This is a genomic window from Sporanaerobacter sp., assembly GCF_047830725.1.
GTDB lineage: Bacteria > Bacillota > Clostridia > Tissierellales > Sporanaerobacteraceae > Sporanaerobacter.
The window spans coordinates 1,454,247-1,472,766 of the sequence record NZ_CP181252.1 but is presented as its reverse complement, the minus strand read 5'-3'; the positions used below and the strand labels follow the sequence as shown (position 1 = coordinate 1,472,766).

Annotated in this window: 33 protein-coding genes; all 33 read right to left on the bottom strand. The window is 34.4% G+C overall.

Annotation, left to right across the window (positions count from 1 at the left end):
* Positions 1 to 72 precede the first annotated feature (72 nt).
* Positions 73 to 414, bottom strand: a complete 342-nt coding sequence (gene rplQ / locus ACFWUA_RS07170) for a 50S ribosomal protein L17 (protein ID WP_072745328.1) — start codon at positions 412 to 414, stop codon at positions 73 to 75.
* Positions 415 to 438: 24 nt separating this feature from the next.
* Positions 439 to 1,386 (bottom strand): DNA-directed RNA polymerase subunit alpha, encoded by a 948-nt coding sequence (locus tag ACFWUA_RS07165; RefSeq protein ID WP_416197363.1) that lies wholly within the window; start codon positions 1,384 to 1,386, stop codon positions 439 to 441.
* 71 nt (positions 1,387 to 1,457) lie between these two features.
* Positions 1,458 to 2,081 carry a 30S ribosomal protein S4 gene (gene rpsD, locus ACFWUA_RS07160; protein ID WP_416197362.1) on the bottom strand — a complete coding sequence of 208 codons (624 nt, stop codon included), beginning with the start codon at positions 2,079 to 2,081 and terminating at the stop codon, positions 1,458 to 1,460.
* A gap of 23 nt (positions 2,082 to 2,104) precedes the next feature.
* Positions 2,105 to 2,503 (bottom strand): 30S ribosomal protein S11, encoded by a 399-nt coding sequence (gene rpsK / locus ACFWUA_RS07155; protein WP_072745325.1) that lies wholly within the window; start codon positions 2,501 to 2,503, stop codon positions 2,105 to 2,107.
* Between the two features lie 25 nt (positions 2,504 to 2,528).
* The gene (gene rpsM / locus ACFWUA_RS07150; RefSeq protein ID WP_416197361.1) at positions 2,529 to 2,891 is read right to left on the bottom strand and encodes a 30S ribosomal protein S13; all 363 of its coding nucleotides are present in this window, start codon (positions 2,889 to 2,891) and stop codon (positions 2,529 to 2,531) included.
* 83 nt (positions 2,892 to 2,974) lie between these two features.
* Positions 2,975 to 3,088, bottom strand: coding sequence for a 50S ribosomal protein L36 (rpmJ, locus tag ACFWUA_RS07145; RefSeq protein WP_072745323.1), 114 nt, complete (start codon positions 3,086 to 3,088; stop codon positions 2,975 to 2,977).
* Positions 3,089 to 3,104: 16 nt separating this feature from the next.
* Complete coding sequence (gene infA, locus ACFWUA_RS07140; RefSeq protein WP_072745322.1) at positions 3,105 to 3,323, bottom strand: translation initiation factor IF-1; 219 nt, start codon at positions 3,321 to 3,323, stop codon at positions 3,105 to 3,107.
* Positions 3,324 to 3,355: 32 nt separating this feature from the next.
* The gene (locus ACFWUA_RS07135) at positions 3,356 to 3,637 is read right to left on the bottom strand and encodes a hypothetical protein (RefSeq protein WP_416197360.1); all 282 of its coding nucleotides are present in this window, start codon (positions 3,635 to 3,637) and stop codon (positions 3,356 to 3,358) included.
* A 79-nt stretch (positions 3,638 to 3,716) separates the two neighbouring features.
* Positions 3,717 to 4,358 (bottom strand): adenylate kinase, encoded by a 642-nt coding sequence (locus ACFWUA_RS07130; RefSeq protein ID WP_416197359.1) that lies wholly within the window; start codon positions 4,356 to 4,358, stop codon positions 3,717 to 3,719.
* Positions 4,359 to 4,377: 19 nt separating this feature from the next.
* Complete coding sequence (gene secY / locus ACFWUA_RS07125) at positions 4,378 to 5,649, bottom strand: preprotein translocase subunit SecY (RefSeq protein ID WP_416197358.1); 1,272 nt, start codon at positions 5,647 to 5,649, stop codon at positions 4,378 to 4,380.
* A complete protein-coding gene (gene rplO / locus ACFWUA_RS07120; RefSeq protein WP_416197357.1) occupies positions 5,650 to 6,093 on the bottom strand; it encodes a 50S ribosomal protein L15 in 444 nt (147 codons plus the stop codon).
* Positions 6,094 to 6,122: 29 nt separating this feature from the next.
* Positions 6,123 to 6,299 (bottom strand): 50S ribosomal protein L30, encoded by a 177-nt coding sequence (gene rpmD, locus ACFWUA_RS07115; RefSeq protein WP_072745317.1) that lies wholly within the window; start codon positions 6,297 to 6,299, stop codon positions 6,123 to 6,125.
* Positions 6,300 to 6,311: 12 nt separating this feature from the next.
* The gene (gene rpsE, locus ACFWUA_RS07110; RefSeq protein ID WP_416197356.1) at positions 6,312 to 6,818 is read right to left on the bottom strand and encodes a 30S ribosomal protein S5; all 507 of its coding nucleotides are present in this window, start codon (positions 6,816 to 6,818) and stop codon (positions 6,312 to 6,314) included.
* A gap of 16 nt (positions 6,819 to 6,834) precedes the next feature.
* Positions 6,835 to 7,203, bottom strand: coding sequence for a 50S ribosomal protein L18 (gene rplR, locus ACFWUA_RS07105; RefSeq protein WP_416197355.1), 369 nt, complete (start codon positions 7,201 to 7,203; stop codon positions 6,835 to 6,837).
* A gap of 16 nt (positions 7,204 to 7,219) precedes the next feature.
* Entirely contained in the window at positions 7,220 to 7,759 is a 540-nt protein-coding gene (rplF, locus tag ACFWUA_RS07100) for a 50S ribosomal protein L6 (protein WP_416197354.1), read from the bottom strand.
* 38 nt (positions 7,760 to 7,797) lie between these two features.
* Positions 7,798 to 8,193, bottom strand: coding sequence for a 30S ribosomal protein S8 (rpsH, locus tag ACFWUA_RS07095; RefSeq protein WP_416197353.1), 396 nt, complete (start codon positions 8,191 to 8,193; stop codon positions 7,798 to 7,800).
* 30 nt (positions 8,194 to 8,223) lie between these two features.
* Positions 8,224 to 8,409, bottom strand: coding sequence for a type Z 30S ribosomal protein S14 (locus ACFWUA_RS07090; protein ID WP_416197352.1), 186 nt, complete (start codon positions 8,407 to 8,409; stop codon positions 8,224 to 8,226).
* A gap of 17 nt (positions 8,410 to 8,426) precedes the next feature.
* The gene (gene rplE / locus ACFWUA_RS07085; RefSeq protein ID WP_416197351.1) at positions 8,427 to 8,969 is read right to left on the bottom strand and encodes a 50S ribosomal protein L5; all 543 of its coding nucleotides are present in this window, start codon (positions 8,967 to 8,969) and stop codon (positions 8,427 to 8,429) included.
* Positions 8,970 to 8,996: 27 nt separating this feature from the next.
* Positions 8,997 to 9,311 (bottom strand): 50S ribosomal protein L24, encoded by a 315-nt coding sequence (gene rplX, locus ACFWUA_RS07080; RefSeq protein WP_416197350.1) that lies wholly within the window; start codon positions 9,309 to 9,311, stop codon positions 8,997 to 8,999.
* Positions 9,312 to 9,326: 15 nt separating this feature from the next.
* Positions 9,327 to 9,695 (bottom strand): 50S ribosomal protein L14, encoded by a 369-nt coding sequence (gene rplN, locus ACFWUA_RS07075; protein ID WP_416197349.1) that lies wholly within the window; start codon positions 9,693 to 9,695, stop codon positions 9,327 to 9,329.
* Between the two features lie 28 nt (positions 9,696 to 9,723).
* Positions 9,724 to 9,978: a 30S ribosomal protein S17 gene (rpsQ, locus tag ACFWUA_RS07070; protein ID WP_416197348.1), complete on the bottom strand. Its 255-nt coding sequence runs from the start codon at positions 9,976 to 9,978 to the stop codon at positions 9,724 to 9,726.
* 6 nt (positions 9,979 to 9,984) lie between these two features.
* Positions 9,985 to 10,191 (bottom strand): 50S ribosomal protein L29, encoded by a 207-nt coding sequence (gene rpmC, locus ACFWUA_RS07065; protein ID WP_416197347.1) that lies wholly within the window; start codon positions 10,189 to 10,191, stop codon positions 9,985 to 9,987.
* Positions 10,181 to 10,624: a 50S ribosomal protein L16 gene (gene rplP, locus ACFWUA_RS07060; RefSeq protein ID WP_072745306.1), complete on the bottom strand. Its 444-nt coding sequence runs from the start codon at positions 10,622 to 10,624 to the stop codon at positions 10,181 to 10,183. Before rplP ends, rpmC begins: the two co-directional genes overlap by 11 nt.
* Positions 10,625 to 10,657: 33 nt before the next feature.
* Entirely contained in the window at positions 10,658 to 11,335 is a 678-nt protein-coding gene (gene rpsC, locus ACFWUA_RS07055; protein WP_416197346.1) for a 30S ribosomal protein S3, read from the bottom strand.
* 18 nt (positions 11,336 to 11,353) lie between these two features.
* Positions 11,354 to 11,689 carry a 50S ribosomal protein L22 gene (gene rplV / locus ACFWUA_RS07050; RefSeq protein ID WP_416197345.1) on the bottom strand — a complete coding sequence of 112 codons (336 nt, stop codon included), beginning with the start codon at positions 11,687 to 11,689 and terminating at the stop codon, positions 11,354 to 11,356.
* A gap of 21 nt (positions 11,690 to 11,710) precedes the next feature.
* Entirely contained in the window at positions 11,711 to 11,995 is a 285-nt protein-coding gene (gene rpsS, locus ACFWUA_RS07045) for a 30S ribosomal protein S19 (RefSeq protein ID WP_072745303.1), read from the bottom strand.
* A gap of 33 nt (positions 11,996 to 12,028) precedes the next feature.
* Positions 12,029 to 12,859 carry a 50S ribosomal protein L2 gene (rplB, locus tag ACFWUA_RS07040; RefSeq protein WP_416197344.1) on the bottom strand — a complete coding sequence of 277 codons (831 nt, stop codon included), beginning with the start codon at positions 12,857 to 12,859 and terminating at the stop codon, positions 12,029 to 12,031.
* Positions 12,860 to 12,887: 28 nt separating this feature from the next.
* Positions 12,888 to 13,181, bottom strand: coding sequence for a 50S ribosomal protein L23 (rplW, locus tag ACFWUA_RS07035; protein ID WP_416197343.1), 294 nt, complete (start codon positions 13,179 to 13,181; stop codon positions 12,888 to 12,890).
* Positions 13,181 to 13,804, bottom strand: a complete 624-nt coding sequence (rplD, locus tag ACFWUA_RS07030) for a 50S ribosomal protein L4 (protein ID WP_416197342.1) — start codon at positions 13,802 to 13,804, stop codon at positions 13,181 to 13,183. Before rplD ends, rplW begins: the two co-directional genes overlap by 1 nt.
* A 24-nt stretch (positions 13,805 to 13,828) precedes the next feature.
* Complete coding sequence (gene rplC, locus ACFWUA_RS07025; RefSeq protein ID WP_416197341.1) at positions 13,829 to 14,461, bottom strand: 50S ribosomal protein L3; 633 nt, start codon at positions 14,459 to 14,461, stop codon at positions 13,829 to 13,831.
* A 55-nt stretch (positions 14,462 to 14,516) separates the two neighbouring features.
* Positions 14,517 to 14,840, bottom strand: a complete 324-nt coding sequence (gene rpsJ, locus ACFWUA_RS07020) for a 30S ribosomal protein S10 (RefSeq protein ID WP_072745298.1) — start codon at positions 14,838 to 14,840, stop codon at positions 14,517 to 14,519.
* Positions 14,841 to 15,182: 342 nt separating this feature from the next.
* The gene (gene tuf / locus ACFWUA_RS07015; protein WP_416197330.1) at positions 15,183 to 16,376 is read right to left on the bottom strand and encodes an elongation factor Tu; all 1,194 of its coding nucleotides are present in this window, start codon (positions 16,374 to 16,376) and stop codon (positions 15,183 to 15,185) included.
* Between the two features lie 24 nt (positions 16,377 to 16,400).
* On the bottom strand, positions 16,401 to 18,470 hold the full coding sequence (gene fusA / locus ACFWUA_RS07010) for an elongation factor G (protein ID WP_416197340.1): 2,070 nt from the start codon (positions 18,468 to 18,470) through the stop codon (positions 16,401 to 16,403).
* Positions 18,471 to 18,520 lie beyond the last annotated feature (50 nt).

The following is an 18,520-nucleotide window of genomic DNA, read 5'->3' as shown; positions in this document are numbered from 1 at the left end:
TAAGAATCAATTGTATTAACAATTTTTAAATAAGTTAAAAGGGACTAAGTATAAAACTTAATCCCCCACCTTCTAAACCAATTCTATTATTGCCATTTCCGCACCGTCTCCTCTACGTGGACCCATTTTTAATACTCTAGTGTATCCACCATTTCTTTCGGAATAGTTTGGTGCAATTTCGTCAAATAACTTTTTCACAACATCTTCATCATATATATAAGCCAATACTTGTCTTCTTGCGTGCAAATCGCCTCTCTTTGCAAGAGTAATCATCTTATCAGCCATTCTTTGAGTTTCTTTTGCTCTAGTATAAGTAGTTTCAATCCTACCATATTCAAATAAGTTAGTTACTTGATTTCTTAACATTGCTTTTCTATGATCAGTAGGGCGACCAAGTTTTCTTAATTGAGCCATGTATTATCCCTCCTTCATTCCTTGTTACTCATCGTTTTTCTTAAGACTTAATCCTAGTTCATCTAATTTTTTCTGAACTTCTTCAAGGGACTTCTTACCTAGATTTCTAACTTTCATCATGTCTTCTTCAGTCTTTTGAGTAAGCTCTTCTACTGTATTTATACCTGCTCTCTTTAAACAGTTATAGCTTCTTACAGATAAGTCTAATTCTTCAACAGTCATCTCTAATACCTTTTCTTTTTTATCTTCTTCTTTTTCAACCATTATTTCAACATCATTTACATGTTCAGTAAGTCCTATAAACAAGTTTAGATGTTCAGTCAATATTTTGGCACCAAGAGATGTTGCTTCATCTGGTTTCATAGTTCCATTTGTCCAAACTTCAAGTATCAATTTATCATAATCTGTTATTTGTCCTACCCTTGTATTTTCTACTACAAAATTGACTTTCTGTACGGGAGTGAATATAGAATCTACAGGAATAACCCCTATAGGTTGACCTTCCTTTTTGTTTCTTTCAGATACCACATATCCTCTCCCTCTTACCATTTCTAGTTCCATATAAAGTTTCCCATCACTATTTACAGTAGCAATATGAAGATCCTTATTTATTATTTCTACATCAGGGCCAGTAATGATATCTCCTGCTGTAACTTCACAAGGTCCTTCTGCTTCTATCTTGAGCATTACCGGTTCATCTGAATACATCTTAGCTGCTATATTCTTTATATTCAAAATTATTTCAGGTACATCTTCAAATACTCCTTCAACAGTAGTGAACTCATGAAGCACACCTTGTATTTTAATAGAAGATACAGCAGCTCCAGGCAACGAAGAAAGTAGCACTCTTCTAAGAGAGTTGCCCAATGTGGTTCCATAACCCCTCTCTAGAGGTTCCAATACAAATTTTCCATAAGTCTCTTCTTTATTCATTTCAACTATTTCAATTTTAGGTTTCTCAATCTCAAGCATTAACCATAACCCTCCTTATAATTAAATATGTTTTTATACTTTGAGGGCAACTGATTCTATATAATAAACTATTATTTAGAATATAACTCAACTATTAAGTGTTCTTCTATTGGTAAATCAATATCTTCTCTTGATGGTTCAGCTACAACTTTACCCTTTAAATCTTCTGGACTAACTTCAACCCACTTAACTGTTGTTCCTCTATGATTCTCAACTAATTCTTTAAATCTAGGACTATTTTTGCTTTTAGCCTTTACTTCAATCTCATCTCCAACTTTTATAAGCATTGAAGGTATATCAACTTTCTTACCATTTACTATAAAGTGTCCATGAGTAACAAGTTGTCTTGCTTCGTCTCTTGAAGCAGCAAATCCCATTCTATAAACTACATTATCTAGTCTTGATTCTAATATCTTTAAAAGATTTTCACCTGTGATACCCTTCATCTTATCAGCCATATTAAAGTATTTAAGCATTTGTGATTCTTGAATACCATAATATCTACGAACTTTTTGTTTTTCTCTTAACTGCAATCCATATTCAGTAAGTTTCTTTCTTGATTGTCCATGTTGCCCTGGAGCATAGTTTCTCTTTGAAACTGGACATTTATCTGTAAAACATTTATCTCCCTTTAAATACAACTTTTGTCCTTCTCTACGACATAACCTACAATCTGGTCCAGTATATCTTGCCATTTCCTATATACACCTCCTATTGATTAAACTCTTCTACGTTTTGGTGGTCTACAACCATTGTGTGGTATTGGAGTAACGTCCTTTATAAGACTTACTTCTAATCCTGCTGCTTGAAGTGATCTTATTGCAGCTTCTCTTCCTGCCCCAGGTCCTTTTACATATACCTCAACAGTTTTAAGACCATGTTCCATTGCCTTTTTTGCAGCTTCTTCTGCTGCTGATTGTGCTGCAAAAGGAGTAGATTTTCTTGAACCTCTAAACCCTAATTGTCCAGCACTAGCCCAAGAAAGCACATTGCCTTGAGCATCAGTTAATGTAACTATTGTATTGTTAAAAGTTGATTGAATATGAGCTTGACCTCTTTCAATGTTTTTACGTTCTCTTCGTTTAACACGAGTTTTTACACCTTTTTTTGCTGCCACTTATAAATCCCTCCTTCTCAACTTCCTACTTTTTCTTTCCTGCTAACTTTTTAGGGCCTTTTCTAGTTCTTGCATTAGTTTTTGTTCTTTGTCCTCTTACTGGTAGGCCTTTTTTATGTCTCATTCCTCTATAGCAGTTAATTTCTTTAAGTCTTTTGATATTCATTGCTACTTCTCTTCTTAAATCACCTTCAACATGGTAAGTATCAACAATTTCTCTTAATGTAGCAATTTCTGATTCAGTTAAATCTTTTACCTTTGTATCTGGATCTATACCTGCCTTTTTGAGTATTTCATTCGATCTTGATCTGCCTATACCATATATATAAGTTAAACCAATTTCCACTCTTTTATCTCTTGGTAAATCAATACCGGCAATTCTAGCCATTAGTTCTTACACCTCCTAAATATTAAACTCAAATATAAATTTACAAAAAGCAGCCGCGTTAAAGTATCTATAAAATTAATAATTTAACCTTGTCTTTGTTTATGCTTAGGATTTTCACAAATAACCATTACCTTGCCATTTCTTCTTATAATCTTGCATTTTTCACACATCTTCTTAACTGATGGCCTTACTTTCATTCTAATCCCTCCTATACTACTTGTTTCTCCATGTAATCCTGCCTCTTGTCAAATCATAAGGTGATAGCTCAACAGTCACTTTATCACCTGGAAGTATTTTTATATAATTCATCCTTAGTTTACCAGATATATGTGCAAGTATTTCATGCCCATTTTCTAGTTTTACTTTAAATATAGCATTTGGCAACGCATCAACTACGGTGCCCTCAACTTCTATAACATCTTTTTTAGACATCCAGTTATCGAACCTCCCGTTCAAACCAAAATTTATAACTCTATTTTAAAAGGTTCTAGCAATTTCCTTATATAAGCATTATTTATTTTGGCTCCATTCTCCAGTTTTTCTTTTAGTTCTGGAAAAACTGTGTTATAGACTATTACATGAGTGATTTTTTTCTTTTTGGGATTATCTAATTTTCTAACATCTCCATCTACAATATAGATATGCTTATCATCAATTATGTCCAAAACTAAAAATATATTTCCTTTATCTCGACCAGCTCTTGACTTAACCACCTGTCCAACGGTTATGTCGCTAGTTGAATTCATTCACTTCACCTCTTTATCGGTGTTTTAATTATTGAGCTATCTAGTATTGGAGAAAGGCTTTTAGCCTTTCTCAGCCCCATTATTCTAATGATTTGACAATATCTTCATATACTTTTTCAATGCTTTGTTTTCCATCAACATTTAATATTATACCTTTTTTTGTATAATATTCTATTAGAGGTTTAGTTTCTTTTAAATATACTTCAATACGTTTAGAAACAGTTTCTTCCGTATCATCATCTCTTTGGTAAAGTCCTTCACCACATACATCACATTTTCCACTTTGTTTTGGAGGGTTGAACTCTACATGATAAGTCGCACCACATTTTTTACAAATTCTTCTTCCTATAGCACGATTTATTAATTCATCTTTTTCTACATCTATATTTATAACCTTATCTAGCCTAAATCCCATTTTTTCAAGTTCAATATCTAATGCATCAGCTTGATTAACTGTTCTTGGAAATCCATCTAATAAAAACCCATTTTTGCAGTCCTCTTTGGTAAGTCTATCCTTTACAATAGAAACTACTATATCATCTGGTACTAGAAGACCCTTATCCATATATTCTTTAGCTTTCTTCCCAAGATCAGTACCTTCCTTAATATTTGCTCTAAATATATCTCCTGTAGATATATGGGGAATATTGTATCTCTTAGTTATAGCTGATGCTTGAGTGCCCTTACCTGCACCAGGAGGGCCTAATAATACTAACCTCAAGAATATCATCTCCTAATTTTTATAAGAAGCCTTTATAATGTCTCATTACCAATTGAGCTTCTATTTGTTTTACAGTTTCAAGCGCAACACCAACAACGATAATTAGTGCTGTTCCGCCAAAGTTTACATTTAGTTTAAATACTGATGAAATAATTATTGGTAGTGATGCTATTATTGCTAATGAAATAGCACCAACAAATGTTATTCTAGAAATAACTTTATTTAAATAATCAGCAGTTGGCTTTCCAGGTCTAATTCCTGGTATAAATCCTCCATACTGTTGTAAGTTTTTAGCATATTCTACTGTATTAAATTGAATTGCTGTATAAAAATAAGTGAAGAATATTATCAATAGGATATTTAATATTGAATATACCCAAACACCTACTGTACCTGAAGGAGTTAAATATTTAGTTATCCATTGAGATGGCTGCCCTTTAGCAAATAATGCTATTGTCTGTGGAAATGCCAACAGAGATGTTGAAAATATTACAGGTATTACTCCTGCCATTGATACTTTAACTGGAATATGTGTGCTTTGTCCACCATACATTTTTCTTCCAACAACTCTTTTTGCATATTGAACTGGAATCCTTCTTTCTCCTTCTTGTAATGCCACTACTACTGCAATGATAATTAAAGCAAAAATAGCAAATAATACAAGCCCAACTAAATGAACTGTTCCTGCTTTATATAAAGATAAGGTTTTTGCTATTTCATGAGGTATTCTTGATATTATACCAACAAATATTATCAATGAAATACCATTTCCAATTCCTTTATCAGTAATTTGTTCTCCCAACCACATTAAAAATGCAGTACCTGCTGTTAGAGTGATAACAACTATTGCTACAGGGAAAAACCCTTTTGAAATAAGGGCTCTGTTGAAAAATCCAATAGTTATACCTATTGCTTGAACTAAAGCTAGTATTATTGTACCATAGCGAGTCATCTTTGCTATTTTTTTTCTTCCTTCCTCACCCTCTTTAGCCATTTCTTCAAGACGAGGAATAGCAATAGTTAGCAATTGAATTATAATAGACGATGTTACATAAGGATAAATATTCAAGGCAAATATACTAAAATTACTGAATGTTCCACCTGCCATCAAGTCTAAAAACTCTAGTACTCCACCTTGAGCCATTTCAAATATCTCTTTTACAATTGCTTTGTTCATTCCAGGTACAGGAATACTAGACCCTAGTCTAAATACTAGTAGCATAAGTATTGTAAATATCATTCTCTTCCTTATATCAGGAACTTTCCATGCATTTCGTAGTGTCGAAAGCATCTAAATCACCTCTACCTTTCCCCCTGCAGCCTCTATCTTTTCAGCAGCAGCCTTGGTAAATTTATGAGCTCTTACTGTAAGCTTCTTCTCAATTTCTCCATCACCCAATATTTTAACCCCATCATTTATTTTCTTTATTAATCCTTCACTTAAAAGCAACTCTGGTGTAACAACTGTATCGTCATCAAATCTATTTAAATCTCTTATATTTACAGTTGAAAATTCTTTTGCAAATATATTTGTGAAGCCTCTCTTAGGCATTCTTCTATATAGAGGCATTTGGCCACCTTCAAAGCCTGGTCTAACTCCACCACCTGAACGAGAATTTTGTCCTGTTTGACCTCTTCCTGCAGTTTTGCCTTGACCTGAACCAGTACCTCTTCCTAATCTCTTTGGTGATTTACTTCCTCCACCTTCATTAGGTCTTAAATCTTGTAGTTTCATAGGTACACCTCCTCTTTTATCATAGCTAATTATTCTATTACTTCAACCATGTAATTTACTTTTTCAATCATACCTCTTATTTGAGGAGTATCTTCTTTTTCTACAACTTGACCAATCTTCCTTAGTCCAAGAGCTTCTATAGTTCTTCTATGCTTTTCAATTTTACCAATTGGGCTCTTGACAAGCTTTATTTTTATTTTAGCCATATTTACTCCCCCCTAACCAATTATTTCTTCTACTGATTTTCCTCTTAATTTAGCTACATCTTCTGCTCTCTTAAGTCCATTTAACGCTTCAATAGTTGCGTTTATAACATTTCTAGGATTATTTGAACCTAATGATTTAGTTCTTATATCCCTGATTCCTGCCAATTCACATACAGCACGAACTGGGCCACCTGCAATAACTCCAGTACCTTCTTTGGATGGTTTCATAAGAACTCTTCCAGCACCAAATTCTCCAATTATTTCATGTGGAATAGTAGTCCCTACAAGGGGAACTTCTATGATATGCTTCTTTGCATCATCAATAGCTTTTCTTATAGCTTCTGGTACTTCAAGAGCTTTTGCCATTCCAACTCCTACATGACCATTTTCATCACCAACAACTACAAGTGCACTAAATCTAAAGTTTCTACCGCCTTTAACAACTTTAGTTACACGATTTATACTTACAACTCTCTCTTTTAAATCTAACTCATTTGGATCTATAAATGAACGTTGCATTTATTCCCCTCCTTTTCTAAAATTTGAGTCCAGCCTCTCTTGCTGCTTCAGCAAGCTCTTTTACTCTTCCGTGATAAATATATCCGCCCCTATCAAAAACAACTTCTTCTATACCTTTTTCAAGAGCTCTTTTTGCTACTAGTTCTCCTACTGCTTTTGCAGCTTCTTTGTTTGACGTGCTTTCCAATTTCCCTTTTAATTCCTTGTCTAAAGTAGAAGCTGATACTATTGTATGACCTATTGTATCATCTATTACTTGCGCATATATGTGACTTGAACTTCTATACACATTAAGTCTTGGTCTTTCAGGAGTACCATTAATCTTTTGTCTTACTTTTTGATGCCTATTTTGTCTTTTTTCTTCTCTATTTATCTGTTTAAGCACTTCTCATCACTCCCTCCTACTTACCAGTCTTACCAACTTTGCGTCTTACATGTTCGTCTTCATATCTAATTCCTTTACCTTTATATGGTTCAGGTTCTCTTAATGATCTAATCACTGCTGCATAATTTCCTACTTTTTGCTTTTCAATTCCCTTTACTATGATTCTATTAGGTTGTGGTACTTCAACTTCAATTCCTTCTGGATCTTCCATTTCTACTGGATGAGAAAAACCAAGGTTTAATACCAATTTCTTTCCTTGTTTTTGTGCACGATATCCAGTTCCTTCTATCACTAATACTTTAGAATATCCGTTTTGTACTCCTTCAATCATATTTGCAATTAAAGTTCTAGTTAAACCATGCAATGATTTATGTTTTTTGTTTTCTGTTGGACGATTTACTGTAATAACATTATCTTCTATTTTTATATCCATTTCAGGACTTAATTGTTCAGTAAGAGTTCCTTTAGAACCCTTAACTTCCATGAAATTTTTGTCATTAATTTTAACTTCTACTCCTGCTGGAATAGTTATTGGCTTTAATCCTATCCTTGACATGAGTGCACCTCCTGTTCCTTTAGATTACACAATGTAAATTACCAAACGTAGCAAAGAACTTCTCCGCCTATTCCTTCTTTTCTAGCTTCTTTATCTGTCATAACTCCCTTGGAAGTTGAAAGAATTGCTATTCCAAGTCCCCCTAAAACTCTTGGTATTTCATCGTTTTTAACATAAACTCTCAATCCTGGTTTTGATATTCTCTTTATACCACTTATAACTTTTTCATTGTTTTGTCCATATTTCAATTCGATTCTTATAATTCCTTGCTTGCCATCATCTATAAGGTCAAAACTCTTTATAAACCCTTCATTTAATAGGATCTGAGCTACTTGTTTCTTCATATTTGAAGCAGGAACATCTACCGTTTCGTGTTTTGCATTGTTCCCATTCCTTATTCTTGTTAGCATATCTGCAATTGGGTCAGTCATCATATTTAGCTACCTCCTTTCAACAATCATGTACTACCAGCTAGCTTTTTTAACTCCTGGAATTTGTCCTTTATAGGCCAATTCTCTAAAACAAATACGGCAAACACCATATTTTCTCAAATATCCGTGAGGTCTTCCACAAATTTTACATCTATTGTATTGTCTAGAACTGTATTTTGGTTTTCTCTGTTGCTTAGCTATCATCGATTTCTTAGCCAAAATTTCTCCCTCCTTCTTTACTTTTTAAAGGGCATTCCCATAAGTGATAAGAACTCTTTAGCTTCTTCATCAGTCTTTGCAGTAGTCACTATTATTATATCAAGTCCTCTTATCGCTTCTACTTTGTCATATTCAATCTCTGGGAATATAAGTTGCTCTTTTATACCAAGTGCATAGTTTCCTCTTCCATCAAAAGATGTAGGACTTACACCTCTAAAGTCTCTAACTCTTGGAAGTGATATATTCATCAATTTATCTAAAAAATCATACATTCTTTCTCCTCTTAATGTTACTTTTGCACCAACAGGCATACCTTCACGAACTTTAAAGTTTGCTATTGATTTTTTAGCTTTAGTAACTATAGGCCTTTGACCTGAAATAATAGTCAATTCTTCAACTGCACTTTCTAACATTTTGGGATTTTCTCTAGCTTCACCAATTCCCATGTTTAGTACGATTTTTTCTAGTTTTGGTACTTCCATTACGCTGCTATATTGGAATTTTTCCATCAAAGCTGGAACAACTTCATTATCATATTTTTCTTTTAGTCTGGAAGTCATTTTTCGTTACCTCCTTTCAATGGTAAATTATTTGTCTAATACTTCTCCACATTTTTTACAAATTCTAACTTTATCACCGTTTTCTAAGAATTTATATCCAACTCTTACACCTTGTTTGTCTTTATCACAGTAATACATGACTTTTGAAACATTTATAGGACCTTCTTGATGAATGATACCACCTTGTTGCATTGGTCCTTGAGCTTTTTGATGTTTAGTCAACATATTTACACCTTGAACTATAACTTTATTTTCTTTAGGTAAAGCTGTAAGAACTTTGCCTTTTTTGCCTTTATCTTTACCAGATATAACTACTACTGTATCTCCACTTTTTATATTCATAATCTACACCTCCCCTTATAGTACTTCAGGTGCTAATGATATAATCTTCATATAGTTTCCTCTTCTTAGTTCCCTGGTTACAGGTCCAAATATACGAGTCCCTACTGGTTGCTTATCGTCTTTTATGATAACAGCTGCATTCTCATCAAATTTAATATAGCTGCCATCATTTCTTCTAACACCTTGTTTGGTTCTAACTATAACTGCTTTTACTACGTCTCCTTTTTTAACAACACCCCCAGGTGTTGCACTTTTAACAGAACAAACCACTATATCTCCAACATTAGCATATTTTCTGTTTGAGCCACCCAAGACTTTTATTACTAATAATTCTTTTGCTCCTGAGTTATCAGCAACTTTTAGACGGGTTTCACTTTGTATCATGAGATTACCTCCTTTCTTCGCCTAGGGATTATTTTGCTTTTTCTATAATATTAACAAGTCTCCAATTTTTATCTTTACTCAATGGTCTAGTTTCCATTATTCTAACTATATCTCCAACTCTACATTCATTGTTTTCATCATGAGCCTTAAATTTAGTAGTCCTTTTTATTTGTTTTTTGTATAAAGGGTGTGTAACAAATGTCTCTACTGCTACCACTATAGTCTTATCCATCTTGTCACTAACTACTTTACCTACTCTTACCTTACGATTTCCTCTTTCCATCTGAAACTAAACCTCCTTTCCTGTCCCTAGTTCTCGTTCTCTCATAATAGTCTTTACACGAGCTATATCTTTTCGAACAGCTTTTATTCTCATTGGATTATCAAGCTGACCTGTAGCTAATTGGAATCTTAAATTAAACAATTCGCTTTTCAATTCTAACAATCTACTATCAAGTTCTTGATTTGTTAATTGGCGAACTTCATTAGCCTTCATTAGCTTCACCACCCTTTTCCTCTGCATCTTCACGAGTGACAAATTTAGTCTTTATAGGTAATTTATATGATGCTAATCTCATAGCTTCTCTTGCAACATCTTCAGGAACTCCGCCCATTTCAAAAAGGATTCTTCCTGGTTTTACAACTGCTACCCAATATTCTGGTGAACCTTTACCAGAACCCATACGAGTTTCAGCAGGTTTTTCTGTTACTGGCTTATCTGGGAATACTTTAATCCAAATATTTCCGCCTCTTTTTACATATCTTGTCATAGCCCTTCTTGCAGCTTCTATCTGATTTGCAGTAATCCATGCTGGTTCTAGAGCTTGCAATCCGTATTCACCATAAGTTATTTTATTTCCGCGAGTAGCTTTGCCTTTCATTCTTCCTCTATGAACTCTACGGTATTTAACTCTTTTAGGCATTAACATTTTACCTTCCTCCTTCCTACAGTTACTATCCTACTAGTTTACTTCAATATTTGTTGCATTAGATTCTTTTTCTACTTTTTTAGTAGGAAGAACCTCACCTTTATATATCCATACTTTAACTCCTAATTTTCCATAAGTCGTATTTGCTTCAGCAAAACCATAATCAATATCAGCTCTAAGTGTTTGTAGTGGTATAGTTCCTTCACTATATCCTTCTGTTCTAGCCATATCTGCTCCACCAAGTCTACCTGATACTGAAGTTTTAATTCCCTTTGCACCGGATCTCATAGTTCTTTGAATCGCTTGTTTCATAGCTCTTCTAAAAGAAATTCTTCTTTCAAGTTGAGAAGCAATGTTTTCTGCTACAAGTTGTGCATCTAATTCAGGAACTTTTACCTCTTCTACATTAACTATTACATTTTTCTTTGTAAGTTTTTCAAGTTCTTTTCTTAATTCTTCAACACCTGATCCACCCTTACCTATTACCATACCTGGCTTAGCAGTGTAAATTGATATTTTAATCCTGTTTGCAGCTCTTTCTATTTCAATCTTAGAAATACCTGCGATATATAATTTTTGTTTTATATATTTACGTATTTTATGGTCCTCAATTAAATAATCACTAAAATTGTCACCATCAGCATACCATTTTGAGTCCCAATCTTTAATGATTCCAACCCTTTGGCCATGTGGGTTAACTTTTTGACCCATCAACTATCCCTCCTTTTTCTATTCTCTCTCCTCAACTACTACACCTATGTGACTACTTCTTTTTAATATAGGATAAGCTCTCCCTTGAGATCTAGGTCTCCATCTTTTCATAGTTGGGCCATCATTTGCATAAGCTTCTTTAACATAAAGATTATCTCTATCTAAATCGAAATTATTTTCTGCATTCGCAATGGCAGATTTTAAAACTTTTTCTAGTTCTTTTGCACCCTTCTTAGGCGTAAATTTCAATATTGCAAGGGCTTCATCTACATTTTTGCCTCTGATTTCTTTAGCAATATAATTAACCTTTAAAGGCGAAATTCTTACATACTTTGCTATTGCTCTAGCTTCCACCTTGAAATCCCTCCTTTACCCTTATTTTAACGCCGTTGACTTTTCAGCTTTGTCGCCGTGTCCTCTAAATGTTCTAGTTGGAACAAATTCTCCTAGTTTGTGACCAACCATATCCTCAGTTATATAAATAGGTACATGTTTTCTTCCATCATGAACAGCGATAGTGTGACCAATCATTTGAGGAAAAATTGTTGAACGACGTGACCATGTCTTTATTACTTTTTTCTCGTTTTTATCATTAAGCTCATCAACCTTCTTTAGCAAATGCTCATCGCAAAAAGGGCCTTTTTTCAAAGATCTACCCATGAGTTTTCCTCCTCTCTTTATACTGCCATCGAACTATCTAGTTCTTCTTCTAACAATATATTGATCTGATTTCTTATTTTTCTTTCTAGTCTTATATCCAAGTGCTGGTTTACCCCATGGTGTCAATGGACTTGGCATACCAATAGGAGCTTTACCTTCTCCACCACCGTGTGGATGGTCATTTGGATTCATTACACTACCTCTAACAGTAGGTCTGATACCCATATGTCTAGTTCTACCAGCTTTACCTATAGTGATATTTTCATGTTCTATATTTCCTACTTGACCAATAGTAGCTCTACATTCAAGTCTTATAAGTCTAAACTCTCCCGAAGGAAGTCTTACTGTTGCATAATTTCCTTCCTTACCCATTAATTGTGCTTCAGCTCCTGCAGATCTAACAAGCTGTGCGCCTTTACCTGCTTTTAATTCTATATTGTGAATATTTGTTCCAACTGGAATATTTCTTAATGGCAATGTGTTTCCAACTTTAATGTCCGCATCTTCACCTGATTCTATTACATCTCCAACTTTTAATCCCAATGGAGCTATTATATATCTTTTTTCTCCATCAGCATAATTAATAAGCGCTATATTTGATGTTCTATTTGGATCGTATTCTATAGCTGCAACTTTTCCTGGAATACCATCTTTATCTCTCTTGAAATCAATAATTCTATATTTTCTTTTAGCACCGCCACCTCTATGACGAACAGTAATCTTTCCATGAGCATTTCTTCCGCCTGTTCTATTTAAATCTACAAGCAATGATTTCTCAGGATCCTTTTTAGTGATTTCTTCGTTTGATAAAACGGTCATTTCTCTAATTGCTGGTGAAGTAGGTTTGTATTTTTTAACACCCATTGCTATTACCTCCTTCTTCTAATATTTTCTATTCCATACCTTCGAAGAACTCAATGCTCTTGCTATCATCAGTCAATGTTATGATAGCCTTTTTCCAACTTGGTCTTCTACCTACATGGACTCCCATTCTTTTTTCTTTTCCAAGCATATTCATAGTATTTACTTTTTCTACCTTCACATCGAATATCTTTTCAATTGCATACTTTATATCACTTTTAGTCGCTCTTTTATCTACAACAAAAGTATATTTGCCATCGCTCATAGCATCCATACTTTCTTCCGTAATAACAGGCTTAATAATTATATCGTGTGGAATACGCATTATGCATACACCTCCTCCACTTTTCTTACAGCATCTTTTGTTATGATGAATGAATTGTATTTCAATATATCATATACATTTAATGTATTGACTAATGTTGTTTCAACATTAGGAATGTTTCTTGCTGACTTAATTACATTTTCATTCTTTTCATCCATAACAATTAGAGCTTTTTTATCAGCTTTTATATTTTCTAGTATCTTTACCATTTCTTTAGTTTTTGGTTCACTTAAATTTAGTTCATCAAGTACTATTATTTCATTTTCCAATACTTTTGAACTAAGTGCACTCTTTAAAGCTACTCTCTTTACTTTCTTAGGTACACTATAGCTATAATCTCTTGGCTTTGGAGCAAATACCACTCCACCACCTGTCCAATGAGGAGCTCTTATACTACCTTGTCTTGCTCTACCAGTACCTTTTTGTCTCCAAGGTTTTCTTCCTCCACCTCTTACTTCAGCTCTAGTCTTAGCTGATTGTGTTCCTTGTCTCTTATTTGCAAGATGGTTTTTAACCACTTCATACATTGCATGCTCATTTATTTCTGCACCAAATATATCATCATTTAAGTCAATTTCACCAACTTGTTCACCTAGCAAGTTGTACACGCTAACTTTTGGCATATGGCTTCCTCCTTTCTATCCAATCTATTTAGATACTTTAACACTTTCTTTTATTGTAAGTAGTCCGCCTTTTGGTCCTGGAACCGCACCTTTTATCAACAATAAATTCTTTTCAGCATCTACTCTTACAATCTCTAAATTTTCAACTGTAACTCTTTGATTTCCCATATGTCCAGACATTTTCTTTCCTTTAAAAACTCTTCCTGGATAAGATGCTGCTGCCATAGCACCTACAGCTCTATGGTACTTAGAACCATGAGTTTCTGGTCCTCTTCCATGTCCATGTCTCTTTACAGGTCCTTGTGTTCCTTTACCTTTTGAAATTCCTACAACATCAACTCTATCTCCTGATTCAAATACATCTGCTTTAATTTCTTGACCTATTTCATATTTTTCAGGATTATCAACTCTAAATTCTCTTAAATATTTTTTATATTCAACTTGAGCCTTATCAAAATGCCCTTTTAATGGTTTGTTAATCTTCTTTTCTTTTATATCTACGTAGCCTATTTGAATTGAGTTGTATCCATCTTTTTCCATAGTTTTAATTTGAACAACTTTTAGTGGTCCAGCTTCGACTACTGTAACTGGAATCACTCTGCCATCTTCTTCGAAAATTTGAGTCATTCCTATTTTTTTACCTAAAATCTTCTTCATCTTTGCACCTCCTACAATCTTACAGCGGATTGCATATTGCAATCATACTAAGAAATTATAATTTTATTTCGATATCAACGCCAGCTGGTAGATTAAGCTTCATTAAAGAATCAACAGTCTTTTGATTTGGATTAGTAATATCAATTAGACGTTTGTGAGTTCTTTGTTCGAATTGTTCTCTTGAATCCTTGTATTTGTGAACTGCTCTTAAAATTGTAACCACTTCTTTCTCAGTTGGTAGTGGTACTGGACCAGAAACTACTGCTCCTGTTCTCTTTGCTGTTTCTACAATTTTTTGAGCTGAAGAATCCAAAAGCTCATGATCATAAGCTTTTAATCTAATTCTTATTTTTTGCTTTTCATTACCTTTGTTTGACATATAATTCCCTCCTTCTATCGCATGCTTTTTTACATGCGACAAGAATTGCCGATACACTTAACCGGGTGTGTTGTATTATTTTTTTTAAAAACCCCGCATATGACAATTCTAGTCGCCCGATTTTTAACCGGACATTCTCAGCAAAAATTCCCTGAATTCAAAATCAGCAACCTTTTGCCTCATCGCAATGTCAAAAATTACACACTTCTTTATTTTATAGCATATTTAACTAAAACTCAAGGGTTTTTTTATATTTTTTTCTTTTTTTCATATATTTTTAGATTAGATATTAAAAGAAGGGTTACCCCTTCCTTCAATATCTAATTCAATGTTTTCTACAAACTACTTAATAATCTTTGAAACAACTCCTGCTCCTACAGTTCTTCCACCTTCACGAATAGCAAATCTTAGTCCTTCTTCCATTGCTATTGGTGTGATTAATTCAATGAAGAATTTAGCATTGTCTCCTGGCATTACCATTTCTGTTCCTTCTTCTAGTTCTATGTTTCCTGTTACGTCTGTTGTTCTAAAGTAAAATTGTGGTCTATATCCATTAAAGAATGGTGTATGTCTTCCACCTTCTTCTTTTGTCAATACATATACTTCTGCTTCAAATTTTGTATGTGGTGTGATGCTTCCTGGCTTTGCTAGTACTTGCCCTCTCTCTATTTCTGTTCTTTGTACTCCTCTTAGTAGTGCTCCTATATTGTCTCCTGCTTGTGCTTCGTCTAGAATCTTTCTAAACATTTCTACTCCTGTTACTACTACTGTTCTTGATTCTTCTGATAGTCCTACTATTTCTACGTTGTCTCCTACTTTTAATACTCCTCTTTCTACTCTTCCTGTTGCTACTGTTCCTCTTCCTGTGATACTAAATACGTCTTCTACTGGCATTAAGAATGGTTTGTCTACGTCTCTTTCTGGTTCTGGTATTTCTGCATCTACTGCTTCCATTAGTTCTACTATCTTGTCTCCCCATGGTCCTTCTGGGTCTTCTATTGCTTTTAGTGCTGAGCCTACTATTATCTTTGTGTTGTCTCCATCAAATTCATATTCGTTTAATAGTTCTCTTACTTCCATTTCTACTAGTTCTATTAGTTCTTCGTCATCTACCATGTCTGCTTTGTTTAAGAATACTACTATCTTTGGTACTCCTACTTGTCTTGACAATAGTATATGTTCTCTTGTTTGTGGCATTGGTCCATCTGCTGCTGATACTACTAGTATTGCACCGTCCATTTGTGCTGCTCCTGTGATCATGTTCTTTACATAGTCAGCATGCCCTGGGCAGTCTACGTGTGCGTAGTGACGATTTGCTGTTTCGTATTCTACGTGTGATGTGGATATTGTTATTCCTCTTTCTCTTTCTTCTGGAGCTTTGTCTATATTGTCATAACTCATTACTTCTCCTGAGCCAAATCTCTTGTTTAATACTGTTGTGATTGCTGCTGTTAAAGTTGTTTTACCATGGTCTACGTGACCTATTGTTCCTATATTTACGTGTGGTTTGGTTCTCTCATAATGTGCTTTTCCCATTTTTTTATTCCTCCTTAATGAAAATTATTTATCTCCTATTATTTTCTCTGCAATACTATTTGGTACTGCTTCATAGTGGTCAAATTGCATAGTATAAGTTCCTCTACCTTGAGTTTTAGAACGAAGATCTGTTGCATATCCAAACATTTCTGCTAGTGGTACAAAACCTCTTATAACTTGTGCTCCGCTTCTTGTTTCCATTCCTTCAATTCTACCACGTCTACCATTTATGTCACCAATTACATCACCCATGTACTCTTCTGGCACTATTACTTCCACTTTCATAATAGGTTCCAATAGTACTGGTTTAGCTTTTTTAACTGTTTCTTTAAAGCCCATAGAACCAGCTATCTTGAAAGCCATTTCTGAAGAGTCTACTTCATGATATGAACCGTCATATAATGTAACCTTCACATCTAACATTGGGTAGCCTCCTAGAATTCCACTTTGCATAGCTTCTTGAATTCCACTATCTACTGCTGGAATATATTCCTTTGGAATAGCTCCCCCTACTATGGCATTTATAAACTCATAACCCTTGCCTGGCTCATTTGGTTCAATCTTAAGTTTAACGTGACCATATTGTCCACGTCCACCAGATTGTCTTACATATTTGCCTTCGCCTTCAGCTGGTATTGTAATAGACTCTTTATATGCTACTTGAGGACTTCCTACATTTGCCTCTACTTTAAATTCTCTAAGAAGTCTATCCACTATTATCTCAAGATGTAATTCTCCCATACCTGCAATAATAGTTTGACCTGTTTCTTCATCTGTATAAGTTCTAAATGTAGGGTCTTCTTCTGCCAATTTAGCCAATGCTACACTCATTTTTTCTTGACTAGCTTTTGTCTTTGGTTCTATAGCTACGTGTATTACTGGTTCTGGAAACTCCATAGATTCAAGAACAATTGGATTATTCTCATCACATAGAGTATCTCCCGTAGAAGTATCTTTTAATCCTACTGCTGCAGCTATTTCTCCAGCATATACTTCATCTACTTCTTCCCTTTTGTTGGCATGCATAAGAAGAATTCTTCCAATTCTTTCTTTTTTGCCTTTTGAAGAGTTCAATACATAACTTCCTGATTTTAAAGTTCCTGAATACACTCTAAAATATGCAAGTTTACCTACATATGGATCAGATACGATTTTAAAAGCTAATGCTGAAAATGGTTCATCATCTGATGATATTCTTTCTTGTTCTGTATCTGAATTCAAATCTAATCCCTTGATTGGTGGTATATCTGTTGGAGCTGGCATGTAATCTACTATAGCATCCAATAGTGGTTGAACTCCCTTGTTTTTGTAAGATGATCCACACAATACAGGAGTTATTTTAACATTTATTGTAGCAGCCCTTATGGCTTTCTTTATCTCTTCTGAAGTTATTTCTTCCCCTTCAAGATATTTAACCATAAGTTCATCATCATGCTCTGACAATGTTTCCAACATTTTTTCTCTATATTCTAAGGCTAAATCTTTCATATCCTCTGGTATATCAACTATTTCTATATTAGAACCTAATTCATCCTTGTAAACTCTAGCATTCATCTCTATAAGGTCTACAATTCCTACAAAGCTATCTTCTTTTCCTATTGGTAGCTGCAAGGGGACTGGGCAGGCATTTAGTCTATCTTTTATCATATCTACTGCTCTAAAAAAGTCTGCTCCTAATATATCCATTTTATTGATAAAAGCCATACGAGGTACATGATATTTATCTGCTTGACGCCATACCGTTTCAGATTGTGGTTCCACGCCGCCTTTAGCACAGAAAAGTGCCACTGCACCATCGAGAACACGAAGAGATCTTTCTACTTCAACAGTAAAATCCACGTGTCCTGGTGTGTCTATAATATTTATCCTATGGTCTCTCCAGTGACAAGTTGTAGCTGCAGATGTAATTGTAATTCCTCTTTCCTGCTCCTGCTCCATCCAATCCATTTGAGCTGCCCCTTCATGGGTTTCTCCTAATTTATGAATTTTTCCAGTGTAAAAAAGTATTCTTTCAGTAGTTGTAGTCTTCCCAGCATCTATATGAGCCATTATACCTATATTTCGAGTTTTTTCTAATGAAAAGTCTCTAGGCACAGTACTCCTCCTTTCTGTATATACGTCCCCAATTATTTATTTTAATAAAA

Bases quoted from the DNA above. Each gene is read 5' to 3' on its own strand.
- rplQ (WP_072745328.1), bottom strand. From the start codon at position 414: ATGGCTCAATTAAGAAAACTTGGTCGCCCTACTGATCATAGAAAAGCA.
- ACFWUA_RS07165 (WP_416197363.1), bottom strand. From the start codon at position 1,386: ATGCTTGAGATTGAGAAACCTAAAATTGAAATAGTTGAAATGAATAAA.
- rpsD (WP_416197362.1), bottom strand. From the start codon at position 2,081: ATGGCAAGATATACTGGACCAGATTGTAGGTTATGTCGTAGAGAAGGA.
- rpsM (WP_416197361.1), bottom strand. From the start codon at position 2,891: ATGGCTAGAATTGCCGGTATTGATTTACCAAGAGATAAAAGAGTGGAA.
- rpmJ (WP_072745323.1), bottom strand. From the start codon at position 3,088: ATGAAAGTAAGGCCATCAGTTAAGAAGATGTGTGAAAAATGCAAGATT.
- infA (WP_072745322.1), bottom strand. From the start codon at position 3,323: ATGTCTAAAAAAGATGTTATAGAAGTTGAGGGCACCGTAGTTGATGCG.
- ACFWUA_RS07135 (WP_416197360.1), bottom strand. From the start codon at position 3,637: ATGAATTCAACTAGCGACATAACCGTTGGACAGGTGGTTAAGTCAAGA.
- secY (WP_416197358.1), bottom strand. From the start codon at position 5,649: ATGCTTTCGACACTACGAAATGCATGGAAAGTTCCTGATATAAGGAAG.
- rplO (WP_416197357.1), bottom strand. From the start codon at position 6,093: ATGAAACTACAAGATTTAAGACCTAATGAAGGTGGAGGAAGTAAATCA.
- rpmD (WP_072745317.1), bottom strand. From the start codon at position 6,299: ATGGCTAAAATAAAAATAAAGCTTGTCAAGAGCCCAATTGGTAAAATT.
- rpsE (WP_416197356.1), bottom strand. From the start codon at position 6,818: ATGCAACGTTCATTTATAGATCCAAATGAGTTAGATTTAAAAGAGAGA.
- rplF (WP_416197354.1), bottom strand. From the start codon at position 7,759: ATGTCAAGGATAGGATTAAAGCCAATAACTATTCCAGCAGGAGTAGAA.
- rpsH (WP_416197353.1), bottom strand. From the start codon at position 8,193: ATGATGACTGACCCAATTGCAGATATGCTAACAAGAATAAGGAATGGG.
- rplE (WP_416197351.1), bottom strand. From the start codon at position 8,969: ATGACTTCCAGACTAAAAGAAAAATATGATAATGAAGTTGTTCCAGCT.
- rplX (WP_416197350.1), bottom strand. From the start codon at position 9,311: ATGAATATAAAAAGTGGAGATACAGTAGTAGTTATATCTGGTAAAGAT.
- rplN (WP_416197349.1), bottom strand. From the start codon at position 9,695: ATGATACAAAGTGAAACCCGTCTAAAAGTTGCTGATAACTCAGGAGCA.
- rpsQ (WP_416197348.1), bottom strand. From the start codon at position 9,978: ATGGAAAGAGGAAATCGTAAGGTAAGAGTAGGTAAAGTAGTTAGTGAC.
- rpmC (WP_416197347.1), bottom strand. From the start codon at position 10,191: ATGAAGGCTAATGAAGTTCGCCAATTAACAAATCAAGAACTTGATAGT.
- rplP (WP_072745306.1), bottom strand. From the start codon at position 10,624: ATGTTAATGCCTAAAAGAGTTAAATACCGTAGAGTTCATAGAGGAAGA.
- rpsC (WP_416197346.1), bottom strand. From the start codon at position 11,335: ATGGGTCAAAAAGTTAACCCACATGGCCAAAGGGTTGGAATCATTAAA.
- rpsS (WP_072745303.1), bottom strand. From the start codon at position 11,995: ATGGGTAGATCTTTGAAAAAAGGCCCTTTTTGCGATGAGCATTTGCTA.
- rplB (WP_416197344.1), bottom strand. From the start codon at position 12,859: ATGGGTGTTAAAAAATACAAACCTACTTCACCAGCAATTAGAGAAATG.
- rplW (WP_416197343.1), bottom strand. From the start codon at position 13,181: ATGCGTATTCCACACGATATAATTATTAAGCCTGTTATTACGGAAGAA.
- rplD (WP_416197342.1), bottom strand. From the start codon at position 13,804: ATGCCAAAAGTTAGCGTGTACAACTTGCTAGGTGAACAAGTTGGTGAA.
- rplC (WP_416197341.1), bottom strand. From the start codon at position 14,461: ATGAAGAAGATTTTAGGTAAAAAAATAGGAATGACTCAAATTTTCGAA.
- rpsJ (WP_072745298.1), bottom strand. From the start codon at position 14,840: ATGTCAAACAAAGGTAATGAAAAGCAAAAAATAAGAATTAGATTAAAA.
- tuf (WP_416197330.1), bottom strand. From the start codon at position 16,376: ATGGGAAAAGCACATTATGAGAGAACCAAACCACACGTAAATATAGGA.